Raw genomic sequence first — 12,312 nt, 5'->3', positions numbered from 1 at the left:
CGTCCCGCCCGTCCTTTTTGGACGGGCGGGACGCCCATCCCACAAACTTGTGGAAGTTATTTAATTCTCATTCCTAAGCTGACGCCCGCACTCCCACAGTCGCAAACCCGCTCTTCTGACTCATTGGGTCAAAACCGTTGGCGGGGAGTGGAATCAAGAGCTGTTTCGGGCCCCATTTCCAACAGGGTTATACTTACTGATACACATTATTGAATATTATTACTAACTACTGTCTCTGCTGATTCACTTCTATCCGCACCGGGTACTGTACGCTGCCCGTTTCTGGTGCGGAATGTGGGTTTCAACTATGCTCGTTGGTTAGTTGATACGTCCAGGACTCCTAAGGAATGAGAATTAAATAAGTTGCATTTTTTGTAGGTTGGGTTGAGGAACGAAACCCAACGCCACGCTTGATTGTTGGGTTTCGTTCCTCAACCCAACCTACGAAGTTATTTAATCCACGATCCTAAGTGTAATTTGATAGTGGTGGAATTGGGCGATCGCGATCGTTAAATAGAACAAGCAGCACACCGCTCTCGATCGGCAAAAATAAACTTTTGTAAAGGTTCAAGAAAATCCCGGAAATTACTTTGGGACAGACGTAACCAGTGAAATCACCGATCAAACAAAGACTTTGGATAACAAGTATGAATTGATAAACTCTTTTCACACGTTGTCAGAGGCAGGCAAAAGTTTGGCGATCGGGATCTTCAGGATGCGTCCTTCCAGTTCATCTACCTTTTCCAAAGGAAAAACTAAAATGCCAAGAAGATCACTTGAAATCTTCGGCGATGGTCGCGTGTACGAAATAAAAGACGACCTAGCCGTTAAAGTCACCGAGACAAATGGGCAAGTAAAAGCATTAATTGATGCTTTAAAGTTCAGCGTGGCTAAAACATACAACATTAATCCTCCAGAAAAACAACCGCCTGATGTGGCAGAACGCAGAGGTTCAAAGCAAATCAATGGAGAAGGCTTTAAGCTTCTGACTACGTTTGAAGGATGTAAGCTAACTGCTTATGATGACGGCGGTGGAGTTTGGACAATTGGTTACGGACACACTGGCAACGATGTTTTTCCAGGACTGACGATTAGCCAAACGCAAGCAGAAGAATTGCTGAGCAAAGATTTAGAAAAATTTGAATCCTTTGTTGAGGATGCCGTTGAAGTTCAGCTCAATGACAATCAGTTTTCTGCACTGGTTTGTTTCTGCTTCAACGTGGGGCCAGGAGGTTTTGGAGATTCAACTCTTCTGAGGCTTTTGAACGAGGGAAATTATCAAGGAGCTGCTAATCAGTTTCCTCGCTGGAATAAGGTAAATGGTGAACCCTGGCTAGGGCTGACACGCCGACGATTGGCTGAACGAGCACTGTTTTTGGGAAAACCCTGGCAGTCATTCTTAACCTATGAAGGAACAGGCGAAGAAGTAACAGGTGAAACAATCTCAGAAGCACCTCGCACTTTGAAACTCACCGAACCCATGATGCAAGGTGAGGATGTTCGTCAAGTGCAAGAAGCTTTGAAAACAGCAGGAATTAATCTCGAACCTGATGGATTCTTTGGTAATGATACTGACAAGGCAGTGCGACAGTTTCAGCAGCAGAAAGGGCTAACGGCGGATGGTGTGGTAGGTGCCCAAACACGAAAAGAATTGGGACTATAACATCGATTGTGTAACCAAATTCAAACCGATAGGAGAAAACCATGACTGACTCAAGCGATCTTCTCTTTAATCAACCTGTAATTGTCGAGGCTTGTGAAGAATTTGTCGAACGGGATATGTTGGGAATTAAAGGCAGTTTTCCCGGATTGCTCAAAGATGCACCCATGTCTTCGACTGCGGTGGTCAATGGCTTATCTCAGCAGTTGATATATCAACTCCAACTGATTGTGCCAGATGCCTTTGTCAGTTTTGATGACCTCAATGTAGACTTGCTGGATGCAGCCTTTCCCTATGTACAAGCCCCTGCAAAACAGGCACTCCAGAGAGCGATTCAAGATCGAGGTCAAACTATGCAGGTGAACTCTGCCTACCGCACGATCGCTCAGCAAATGCTGCTATACAACGATCGCTTCAACAACTCTAATCCTGTAGCTGCACCGGGAGCCAGCAACCACCAAACTGGGTTAGCGATCGACATTGAAGATGCAAGAGGCTGGGAAGTTTATTTGATGCGGTATGGCTGGTATCCATTACGAAACGATCCGCCTCACTTCGACTACCAAGGCGGCGGCAGGATCGATCTTCGCAGCAAATCAATACTCGCATTTCAGCAGCTTTGGAATCAGAACAATCCTAATGCAAAGATTAGCGAAGATGGCAGCTTTGGCCCTCAAACTGAGGATGCGCTTAATCGTTCTCCGGCTCCAGGGTTTCCTAAAGCGCCGTGGGATGACAAACCCAGAACGTTGCGCTTGGCGGTGCCCCGAATGGAAGGTTCGGATGTACTCAAGCTTCAGGAGGGTTTGAAAAAGGCTGGGATTGTAGTTGGGGCTGATGGTGAATTTGGGCCAGCAACAGATAAAGCCGTCAAGGAATTTCAGCAGAAGAAGGGTTTGAAGCCAGACGGAATTGTCGGACCAAAAACCCGCGAACAAATGGCTTGAACTGTTCGCGATCGAATTAACAAAATCTTGAACTGAAGGATACGTTGCTGAATGGGCAGAGTTTTCTGAAAAGCTTGAAATTGCGGCTCTAGAACTCTGCCGATACACCAACTCTCTGAGTTAAATACAGATGCTGGAGTGATGAGGTAAAAATGGCTGACCAACCCGATCAAACACTGAATTTTTACGCATTATTAATTGGCATTGACTACTACTTACCCAATCGGTTGTACAAGAATCTTAAAGGAGCCGTGCGTGACATTAATCTTGTAGCAAGCTACCTCTCCGAGACACTGAAGATTCCATCCGAAGGGATTTTCAAGCTAACTTCTCCGAATCCTGAAGTCGCTGAAACAATCGAAACCAAAGACCCGGAACCAACTTATGAAAATATTGTGGCGAAGTTTAAGGCTATTACAGAACTAGCGCAGCCGGGAGAGCAGGTTTACATTCACTATTCTGGACATGGAGGACGGACGACAACTATTTATCCAGAATTGAAGGGGAATGACCAACTCGATGAGGGAATTGTGCCAATAGATGTTGGCAACGAATCTGGGCGCTACCTGCGAGATGTGGAATTGGCGACACTGTTGAAGCGGATGACGGACAAAGGGTTGATTGTCACCCTTGTCTTGGATAGCTGCCACTCTGGAGAAGCAACTAGAGGCGACGATGTTGCAATTCGAGGCCCCGGAGAAACCGACACAGCACCGCAAGACTCTGAAAGCTTGGTTGCCCAGCGACAAGAGCTAATCGCAAACTGGCACACTCTGACTGATGGGATTCCTGCAAGTATTACCCCCGGGCAGTGGCTTCCTCAACCTAGAGATTATGTATTGCTAGCTGCCTGTCGTCCTAGCGAGTATGCCTACGAGTATGCGGTGAGCGGTAAGGAGCGACATGGGGCGCTGACGTACTGGATGATCGATACGTTAACCAGTAGCCCTTCAGGATTGACATACAAAACATTGCACGATCGCGTCAGTGCGAAAATTCAAAGCAAGTTTCCTCAGAGGCCAATGCTGGTGGGCGAGAGCGATCGCTTTGTCTTCGGAGTTGAGCGCGGATCTTTACAATATGCCGTCAACGTGCTTGAGGTAATTGAGGAAGAGGTAACAGAGGCAGACTCAGAACCGAAGAAAGTCGTCAAGCACGTTCGGCTGAATGCGGGGATGGCAAACGGTCTCAGTCCAGGTTATCGTTTCGCAATCTATGCGTTTGGCACGACAGATTTTACCCAGAAAAATAAGCAATTGGCGATCGTTGAAATTGCCAAAGTTGGTGCTTCTGATGCCTGGGCAGATGTAATTGAAGTGCTACGTCAGGACAAGATTGACCAAGGTTCTCAAGCAGTGATGCTGTCAGCCCCTGTCGATTTGGTACGGGGAGTACGCCTTTTCAAAAAAGAGGTTGGTGAGAAAGACAATGAACTGCCTCAAGCAATTGCGGACAAGCAAGATAATGCACTCTCAGCAGTTAAGGAAGCATTGGCAGGAAATGGCTGGTTGAAACTGGCGGATGCACAACAAAAGGAAGATTATCTAGTTGCGGTTAATCAACTCGGTGAGTATGAGATTTGCGTTGGCACGCCCATTGAAAACCTGCTACCTGCCCTGAAGATTGAGCATTCTGAGGCTCCGCAACAGGTAGTACAGCGTCTGGTACATTTGGCAAAATATCAGGCAATTCAGGAGTTGAGCAATCAATTTTCTGAGTTGACTAATCAGCTAGAAGTGGAATTACTCACACAACCAAACTGGCTACCAGGGATGCCTAAAAAACCGCAGCCGTTTCCCGATCCAACTAATTTAGTTGTTAAATCTGGTGAGTACGCATTCTTGCGAATTAAGAATACTTCCTCTCAAGTTTTGAATGTTGCTGTGCTGGATCTCGAATCAAACTGGGCGGTTTCCCGCATTCAACTCCAAATACCAGAGGCGATTTTTTATCCATTCAATCCCAATCAAGAAATGTTAATTCCGCTTGCGATCAATCTCCAGGATACTGTGAAATATTCCAAAGGAGCCGAAACCTTGAAAGTTTTTGCGACTGTCAGACAGAATGATTTTCGTTGGCTGGAGTTGCCCTCACTTGATGAAGAAATTGCATCAAAGGCAGGACTCCAACGCGACCCCGATCCGCTTGGGATACTTTTGACTGCGGTTGGTGCTGATGTTGATGATGAACCCCCAACTCGCGCAGCAGTTCCGATTTTCGATCCGAGTCAGGAATGGACCACGAAGGAGATCCAGCTCACGGTAATGCGATAGGTGTTTTGTGAATAGGGCTATTCATCCAATTGGAATAGATCGCTGGTGATTAGCATCAGTTCCATGCTGACTTCTTGAATAGTCCTAGACTCATCAATATCCAGAGAGCCAATTAGTAAATAACTTGTCTGTGCAATGTCCGAACAGCAACCTACTAGCCGACGTGCAGAACCAATAATCTCAGAGTTAGAGGTGTACTCAGAGTATCGCAAGTGCGATCGCTGGGCAATTATTGTTGGTATATCACGGTACCGATATCAAGGTTGGAATCTGAGATACGCTGATCGGGATGCAGAGGAGCTTTACAACCTGCTCCTCACTCCTAGTGGAGGCAACTTTAAGAAAGAATTCATCTGTAAATTAATCAATGAGGAAGCAACAACTGCCAACATTACACGAGCACTCCGTGCTTTTTTGAAAAAGCCAGCACGAGAAGACCTTGTTGTTATCTACTTCGCCTGTCATGGCACACCGGATTTTGACCGACCAGGCAATATCTACCTGCTTACTCACGATACAGCTCCTGGTGATATCGCAGGGACTGCGCTACCCATGCGTGAAATTGACTTGTCTCTGAGAGAAAATCTGCTCGCTGAGAAAGTCATTGTCTTAGCTGATACTTGCCACAGTGCAGCCATTGCTGGAGGAATTGGTCGTAGAAGTGCTGTTGATGATTCTACATTTGTAAACCGCTATCTACAGGAAGTGAGTAAGGCCAGAGGAGGAATCGCTCTACTAACCTCGGCGGAGGCAAATGAGGTTTCGTTTGAGGATGCTAGATGGGGAGGAGGGCATGGAGTTTTTACCCACTATCTGTTAGAAGGAATGCGAGGTGCTGCCGATGGTGACAAAAATGGAATTGTGACGGTTGGGGAGCTATTTGAGTATGTGCGTGACAATGTTAAACGTGCAACCGATCACAGGCAGCATCCTTTGATTGGTGCAAATGTATATGACCGTAGTATGCCTGTTTCAATGGTACCTTCTACGGAACTCTCTAATATTTTAAGAAATGAGCAACAGCCATACACAGAATTTCACCTAAAGGACGAGGCAAAAGAACGTCAACCTAAAAATGTGAAATTGCCCAAGTGGCAATTAATCGGAGTGGGTCTTGTTTGTGTAGTCATTGTTATTACAATCGTTTATCCTATTTTAACTAATGTTGATCGACCTCCACAAGTTATACCAACACAAACTTATGTAGAGCCTCAAATCCTGAAAGATTATGAAATTCGTATTTATTTTATAAAAGATAGACCGGATGTAGAAACAAGAGCCAATAAGATTAAAGAATTATTTAGCAAAAATTTTGGGGATAAAAATATATTTTTACTTCCTCAAGAACAAGATTTTTTCGACAAATATACATTCCCGAATCCGGACATCAATACACCAGTCAATGAAATTCGTTACACTTCAAAAAATGAAGAGGCAGCTAAGTATTTAGAGAAAATTCTCCAAAACAAATTGCCTTCAGAGCAATTTGATCTTTTGCCCATTGGTTCTGCTTCAGGGAAATATGTATCTATTTTTATTAGACCTTAACCCGAAAGATTTGTTTGCCAATTTCTGTATTTCCTACTTATCTGAAATAAGACTCAATTATTGAAGGCTTTGTCCAGTCATAAGAGATAAATTACTATGTCAAACTTTGAACACAGTTATGCCCTAATTATTGGTATTAATGACTACAAAAACGGCATCTCTGCACTCAAAACAGCCGTCAGCGATGCGACAGAAATTGCCCGCATCCTCGAAACCGAGCATGATTACACCGTCACTCTGCTTCTGAATCAAGCAGCTACCCTCAGCCAACTTCGGCAGGTATTAGAGATAGAATTGCCGCAACAAATTCAAAAGGGCGATCGCTTTCTCTTCTACTTCGCTGGACATGGGATTGCCCTCAACGGTGAGGATGGCCCTGAAGGCTATCTGATTCCTCAAAACGCTAAGTTGGGCAATGTTAGCACTTACCTGCCGATGTCAGAGGTGAATAAAGCCTTGCTTCAGCTTCCCTGCAGTCACTTTTTAGGCATTCTCGACTGTTGTTTTGCGGGTGCTTTTCGCTGGTCAAGCCTACGCAAAGCGATTCCTGTTGAACTGGTTACGATCCACAAAGAACGCTACGATCGCTTCATTCAAGACCCCGCATGGCAAGTCCTTACTTCGGCTGCCTACGATCAATCTGCATGGGATGCCTTTGACTTGAAAGACGATCGCGGACAAATTGGAAGCCATTCACCGTTTGCCGGTGCTTTGATAGAAGCACTTGAGGGTAAAGCCGATGCCTTTCCGCCAGCAGAACCCGGTAAGCCTGCGGGGGATGGTGTAATTACGGCAACCGATCTCTATGTGTATTTGCGCGATCGAGTGGAAATTGCGACTGAAGCACGTGCCATCCGCCAGACGCCAGGGATTCATTGCCTCAACAAACACGACAAAGGCGAGTATATTTTTCTGACACCAGGACACGCCCTGAATCTACCGCCCGCACCACCATTGGATGTTTCCAAAAATCCCTATCGTGGCTTGTTACCCTTTGAAGAGGAACACAACAAACTGTTTTTCGGTAGAAACGAACTAATAGAAAAGTTACAAAATATTGTCCAAACTAATCCTCTAACAGTGGTTTTGGGTGCTTCGGGTTGTGGTAAATCCAGTTTGGTAAAAGCCGGATTAATCCCCAAATTGAAACAGCAAAAAAGCGACAAATGGTGTATTTTATCACCAATACGCCCCGGAGCAACACCTTTTCAAGCCTTGAATAATGCGCTGATTGATGCCCAATTACCCAAAATTGAATTACAAAATCAACAAAAAACTCTGAGTCAAAGTATTGCGGTTTGGGCTAAAAATCATCCCGATTCCCATTTATTAATCTTTATAGATAAAAGCGAAGAAATAATTACACTCTGTCAAGATGAGGATGAGCGCCCGGAATTTTTCCAACAAATACTTACAGCAATTGATGCCCATCGGGATAAATTACGAGTAGTGTTAAGCCTACGTTCTGACTTTGAAACCCAAGTCAGAGATGCTGGCTTAAAGTTTTTCCCCACAGTCCTTAAAAAAGAAGTGGGAAACACTGACACCGAGCTTAAAGAGCGTTGGCTCAACGGACGATTTATTGTACCAGCGATGACACGAGCCGAACTACGGGAAGCGATTGAGAAACCCGCTGAAGCACGGGTAATGTATTTTCAACCCCACGATTTAGTAGAACAATTAATTAATGAAGTGGCAGATATGCCGGGAGCATTGCCACTGCTTTCTTTCGCGTTGAGGGAACTTTATCTGAAGTATTTAAAGCGACAACGGGATGCACAAAATCGAGGAATAACAATTGACCGGGCGCTGACTCAAGAAGATTATCAAGCTTTGGGAGGAGTCATCCGATCGCTGACTCAAAGAGCTGATGAGGAATATCAGGCGCTAGTTCAAGAAAATCCAGCTTATAGCCAAGTTATCCGTCATGTAATGCTGCGGATGGTAGCCCTGGCTGGGGGTGAATTAGCGCGCAGACAAGTCCCGTTATCGGAATTGGAATATCCGCCAGATAAAAATAGTTTAGTTAAGAAAGTAATTGAGCGTTTTAGCACAGCCAGGTTGTTAGTGAAAGGGCAAGATGCAGAGGGAAATCCCTACGTGGAACCAGCCCATGATGCTTTGGTGCGGGCTTGGCAAAAGCTGCTGAATTGGGTAAAAGAGGAGAAAGATTTAGCACTGCAAAGGCGTTTAACTCCATCCGCTTTAGAGTGGAAATATCGGCAACAGGCAAAGTTTCTTTGGAATGCTAATCCCTATTTGGATGTATTGAATAAGGAGGTACTCAACTCCCCTGATAATAATTGGTTAAACCAGGTAGAAACTGAGTTTGTGCAGTACAGTTTGCAAAAAAGGCGAAACAGTCAGCGTAGTTTGGTTGCCACTGTGACTGGAGTCATTCTTTCTCTAAGTGGATTTGCCATTTTTGCTGGATATCAGTGGAGACAAGCAGAAATAGGACTAATTGAGGCTTTAATGCAATCTTCAAAAGCTAATTTCACGGCGAATAAAAATTCTTTTGATGCCCTGATTTATGCACTGACAGCTAATAAGCGTTTGCAACAATTACCTTGGGGCAGCACAGACCAAAAACTCCAGACCGATCTTCTCACAACTTTGGCGCAATCTGTGAGCTGGGTAAGGGAGGAAAACCGCTTGCAAGGGCATCAAAATACTGTTCAGAATGTTAGTTTTAGCCCGGATGGTCAAATGTTTGCTACAGCTAGCCACGATCGCACAGTTAAGTTGTGGCGACGGGATGGAAGTCTAGTCAAAACTTTGTCAGGACATACAGACGAGGTGATGAGCGTCAGTTTTAGTCCTGATGGGAAGAAGATTGCTTCCGGCAGTCTAGATGGAACAGTCAGACTTTGGGACAGCAACGGCAAGCTGATACGGGTTATTCATGCTCATAAAAATTCTTCGGTGATCGGTATCAGTTTTAGTCCAGATGGAAACACAATCGCTACTGCCAGTGGTGATACAACCGTAAAACTCTGGCGGCTGGACGGTAAATTGATTGATACCCTTAAAGGACATCAAGACTTGGTAAGGCAAGTGGATTTTAGTCCTAGTGGTGATCGGATTATCACAGTCAGTGATGATAAAACCGTAAAACTGTGGAGTCGGGATGGCAAGACTCTAATCAAGACTCTCACCAACCACTCTAAGCGTGTTATAAGTGTAGATTTCAGTAGTGACGGTCAGTTTTTTGCCACTGGTAGCCTAGATGGAACTGTCAAGATATGGAGTCGAGAGGGGCAACTTTTAAATACCCTTCGGCATTCTGGAGGGGTATGGAGCGTTAGTATCAGTCGGGATGGACAAACCATTGCTTCTGGCAGTCAGGATGGAACCGTAAGACTATGGGCACAAGATGGCAGATTACTGGATACTTGGGTAGGCCATGACGGGCTCATTCCCTGTGTTACTTTTAGTCCAGATGGAAAAATGCTTGCGACTGGAGGTAACGATAACATCACAAAGCTTTGGCAGATCGATCGAAACCAGTTAACTGTTTTGCTTGGACATCAGGAAGAGGTACATTCGGTTAAATTTAGCCCAGATGGTAAACGGATTGCGAGTGCAAGCTCTGATGGAACAGTGAGGATATGGAATCGAGAAGCTAAGCTAATTTTGACTCTGGAAGGACACAACAGTAAGGTGAATGCCGTTAGCTTTAGTCCTGATGGAAAAACGATTGCTAGTGGCAGCAATGACAACAAAATCAAGATTTGGGGAGTAGATGGACTAATCCAAAGAACACTGGAAGGGCATAGAAAGAGGGTCATATCTGTTAACTTCAGTCATGACGGACAGACAATTGCCTCTGCCAGTGCTGATGGAACCGCGAAACTTTGGAGTTTGCAAGGTAAAAGACCAATCACGCTAAAAGGACATAAGAAGAGAGTGTTGAGTGTGGCTTTTAGTCCTGATGGACAAACAATTGCCACTGCTGGTGATGACACAACGGTAAAATTGTGGAGTTCTAGGGGGCAAGAATTCCGAACACTGAAAGGACATACAGATGTAATTTGGTCTGTTAATTTTAGTCCTGATGGAACAAGGATCATTACTGCTAGTAATGACAAGACAATCAAACTTTGGCACCGAGATGGAAGGTTAATCACCACACTGAGAGACACTGCTGTGGTGCTTGATGCTAGCTTTAGCCCTGATGGAAAAACGATCGCCTCTGCGAGTAGCGATGGGACAATAAAGCTTTGGCAACGGGATGGAACGTTAATCACCTCCCTGAGTGGGCATACTGCGCCGGTGCAGACGGTGAGTTTCAGTCCCGATAGCAAATGGTTGGCCTCTGCCGGGTCAGATCGAGTTGTTTTGCTATGGAATGTGTCAGATATTAGTATTCAGGGGTTGTTAGAGAAAGGATGCAACCATATCCGCAATTACTTGCAAACTAAATCAAAAAAATTAAAATAATTATGTAATTGATGTCAGTTTGGCAAGTTAACTATTAGGACATTCTACTGTCTTGTCACAACGCGATCGCCGAAAGCTTGCGTTCCATGAGGCAGACTATCCAGCGCAAAAAATGGCCGTTCTTGAAGGCTTTTATCATACTGCGATTTTAATTTTGGAGTAGTTTCCGGATCGACAATCAAAACACCTATTCTATATTTGTGATTATCCGCTTGTTCTGGACCGATATACAGGGGTACCTGCCATTCTCCATCTGTGGCATGAATGGGATAGTTATTGATGCTTATTAAAACTAAATAGAATTTACCTTCGATTGTCGCGTTTACATAAGCCCACATACTTGCACCTTCATCCAAGTTCTTGAAAGTACCCCTACATTCACATGGATAAGGAACTTTGCTTCCCTCAGCGGGTTCTATTATCTGCATTTCCGGTTGCGGTTTCAAGCCAGTAAGTTTAATATATGTGTCTGTATCTCCCGTTCTGGGGAAAGCAGCAGCGGTTCCTCTTGAAAATGCCTGATCTATAAACTCTTGATTTAGAATTTTCTCTTGTAAATATTTGTAAAAGTTTTTGGAAAATTCGACGGCGGCTGTTCTCTCAATATAACCCTCTACTCCAATCACACATTGAATGTGTTGAGCAATTAATCTGGTAGCTTCTGATGAATAGCAAAAATTGAGAATCACACACTTCACGCCTGTGGCGTTCCTAAAAAATCCTGCTAGAGCCTCTGCTTTTACGCGGTCTATTTTATTATTATAGGAGTTTGGGAGCTCGACTGTCCCATCGGTTTTTCCTTCTCCAGAAATATGAATAATTCGAGTGACAGGTGTTGGAAACTGGATTAGATCCGTAATCTCCTCAACAGATGTGACATATTTAGAATCAAGCTCTAATTTACTGTTACTACCTCCTGTAACAGTTTCGATTGCTCGCAACTCCTCAGCTATGCCTATATTAGGAGTGTGCGTTGCTATAAGCATAATTTTTTGTTTGTCCTGTGTCACTTCATTCATCTGCTAAGTTTACTCCCGTTTATGTATGTAAAAATATGTGTTGGGTTCTCCCCACTATTCATTTTGGGTTTCCGCTTGCTTGGTTTTGGTTTCCGCCTCCTCCAGGCTGACCCTTTTTAACTCTATCTCCTCCAGCTTGGTTTTGGTTTCCGCCTCCTTCATCCTGCGAGGGTAGAATTCCATCTCCTCTGATTGGATCGAGATAAAGGATATAGTCACGCCATTTTCTTCGATCTAGTTCTTCAATAGCAAGTGGTTCGTTTTTGTCGAGTTCTAGATGTGCAATACTTTCAGTCTGTTTGATTTTTATGATAACAGAATTTTTTGTTATTTGAATTGTACCATAGGCAAAAAAAAGCTCGTCCAGATCGGATTTAGTAATATTAACTGGTAAGCCACTAACCTTTATCATTGTCAACTAC

General features: G+C 44.4%; 8 protein-coding genes. 6 read left to right on the top strand and 2 right to left on the bottom strand.

Going from position 1 to position 12,312, the window contains the following annotated elements; genetic code table 11:
* The 6 genes from QUB35_RS06910 to QUB35_RS06885 all read left to right on the top strand — a co-directional run.
* Positions 1–213: hypothetical protein (locus tag QUB35_RS06910; protein ID WP_333140588.1), on the top strand; the 213-nt coding region annotated here is incomplete at its 5' end.
* A gap of 547 nt (positions 214–760) precedes the next feature.
* Positions 761–1,663: a glycoside hydrolase family protein gene (locus QUB35_RS06905; RefSeq protein WP_333140586.1), complete on the top strand. Its 903-nt coding sequence runs from the start codon at positions 761–763 to the stop codon at positions 1,661–1,663.
* A 41-nt stretch (positions 1,664–1,704) separates the two neighbouring features.
* The gene (locus QUB35_RS06900) at positions 1,705–2,607 is read left to right on the top strand and encodes a peptidoglycan-binding protein (RefSeq protein ID WP_333140584.1); all 903 of its coding nucleotides are present in this window, start codon (positions 1,705–1,707) and stop codon (positions 2,605–2,607) included.
* Between the two features lie 152 nt (positions 2,608–2,759).
* Complete coding sequence (locus QUB35_RS06895) at positions 2,760–4,880, top strand: caspase family protein (protein WP_333140581.1); 2,121 nt, start codon at positions 2,760–2,762, stop codon at positions 4,878–4,880.
* 135 nt (positions 4,881–5,015) lie between these two features.
* On the top strand, positions 5,016–6,428 hold the full coding sequence (locus QUB35_RS06890; protein ID WP_333140579.1) for a caspase family protein: 1,413 nt from the start codon (positions 5,016–5,018) through the stop codon (positions 6,426–6,428).
* 96 nt (positions 6,429–6,524) lie between these two features.
* On the top strand, positions 6,525–10,871 hold the full coding sequence (locus QUB35_RS06885; protein ID WP_333140578.1) for an nSTAND1 domain-containing NTPase: 4,347 nt from the start codon (positions 6,525–6,527) through the stop codon (positions 10,869–10,871).
* Positions 10,872–10,915: 44 nt separating this feature from the next.
* Here QUB35_RS06885 and QUB35_RS06880 read toward each other — a convergent pair whose 3' ends face one another.
* Together QUB35_RS06880 and QUB35_RS06875 are read right to left on the bottom strand one after the other, a co-directional pair.
* A complete protein-coding gene (locus QUB35_RS06880) occupies positions 10,916–11,890 on the bottom strand; it encodes a hypothetical protein (protein ID WP_333140576.1) in 975 nt (324 codons plus the stop codon).
* A gap of 58 nt (positions 11,891–11,948) precedes the next feature.
* Complete coding sequence (locus QUB35_RS06875; protein ID WP_333140573.1) at positions 11,949–12,302, bottom strand: hypothetical protein; 354 nt, start codon at positions 12,300–12,302, stop codon at positions 11,949–11,951.
* Positions 12,303–12,312 lie beyond the last annotated feature (10 nt).

Origin of the sequence: Microcoleus sp. B13-B6 (assembly GCF_036705405.1) — a bacterium.
Lineage (GTDB): Bacteria > Cyanobacteriota > Cyanobacteriia > Cyanobacteriales > Microcoleaceae > Microcoleus.
The sequence above is the reverse complement of the archived record's forward strand: the minus strand, read 5'-3'. Positions and strand labels throughout refer to the sequence as shown.

Bases quoted from the DNA above. Each gene is read 5' to 3' on its own strand.
- QUB35_RS06905 (WP_333140586.1), top strand. From the start codon at position 761: ATGCCAAGAAGATCACTTGAAATCTTCGGCGATGGTCGCGTGTACGAA.
- QUB35_RS06900 (WP_333140584.1), top strand. From the start codon at position 1,705: ATGACTGACTCAAGCGATCTTCTCTTTAATCAACCTGTAATTGTCGAG.
- QUB35_RS06895 (WP_333140581.1), top strand. From the start codon at position 2,760: ATGGCTGACCAACCCGATCAAACACTGAATTTTTACGCATTATTAATT.
- QUB35_RS06890 (WP_333140579.1), top strand. From the start codon at position 5,016: ATGTCCGAACAGCAACCTACTAGCCGACGTGCAGAACCAATAATCTCA.
- QUB35_RS06885 (WP_333140578.1), top strand. From the start codon at position 6,525: ATGTCAAACTTTGAACACAGTTATGCCCTAATTATTGGTATTAATGAC.
- QUB35_RS06880 (WP_333140576.1), bottom strand. From the start codon at position 11,890: ATGAATGAAGTGACACAGGACAAACAAAAAATTATGCTTATAGCAACG.
- QUB35_RS06875 (WP_333140573.1), bottom strand. From the start codon at position 12,302: ATGATAAAGGTTAGTGGCTTACCAGTTAATATTACTAAATCCGATCTG.